The sequence below is a fragment of the Sphaerimonospora mesophila genome, assembly GCF_001417795.1.
Taxonomy (GTDB): Bacteria; Actinomycetota; Actinomycetes; order Streptosporangiales; family Streptosporangiaceae; genus Sphaerimonospora; species Sphaerimonospora mesophila.
Genome location: NZ_BCBX01000018.1, coordinates 1 through 760, shown reverse-complemented (window position 1 = coordinate 760; position 760 = coordinate 1). Strand labels below are relative to the sequence as shown.

Sequence of the window (760 nt, the reverse complement as noted above, 5' to 3'; positions counted from 1 at the left end):
GCCTGGCCGAACTCCGGATCAGGTAAGGCGCGAATCAGCCGGATGAGGGTGTCGCGGGACACCGTGACACCCAGCATGGCCATCAGGCGGGCTCCGGCTCTGGCGGCCAGCGCCAAGGCCAGCAGTTCCAGCATGCGCCGCAGCGGCGAGGTGGCGCGGGCGTGCGGGCGGGCCACACCACCCAGCGGCTCTGCGAACGTCCGCACCCGGCACGACGAGTTATCGCACCTCAGGCGTCTTACGGTCAGCGCGATCAGCAACGGGCGGCCGCCAGCGGGCAGATCTTGGAGCAGTCGCCGATATCGACCATGGATTCGTGATGACAGCGTGCCGCATCCCGGGCAGGCCGCGACGCTACGCTTGGTGGTCGCCTTGATCAGCACATACGTGCCGTGATCGGCCACGGTCTGAACGTCTAGTTCGGCCAGGTGGGGAAAGAGCGTCTTCAGGAAGCAGGCATCTCCCGCCAGATGCCTCGGGTGCTGCACAATGAACCCCTACGGTCGCTGTGGTGACGATCATGTTCTTGCTCGAACTAGATCATCACTGCAGCGGCCGTACTCATGTGCGGACTGTTGCGGGATCGCGATCATCTGATGACAGACGAACCCGATCACTCTCGGTTACCCGATCACACACTTTGCGCCAGAGCCACCTTTACATGGCCACGGACATACGGTGTGCAGGACGAACAAGATGCCCTGCAGGACCGGGCAGTCATCCAACCGCTTACACCCCCCGGATAGCTCTCCGGCTCTAG

General features: G+C 63.7%; 1 protein-coding gene. It reads right to left on the bottom strand.

The genetic code is table 11. The annotated features are described in order from the left end of the window. A partial coding sequence (locus AP234_RS34480) for a transposase family protein (RefSeq protein ID WP_160330343.1) occupies positions 1-488 on the bottom strand: 488 nt, incomplete at its 3' end. Positions 489-760 lie beyond the last annotated feature (272 nt).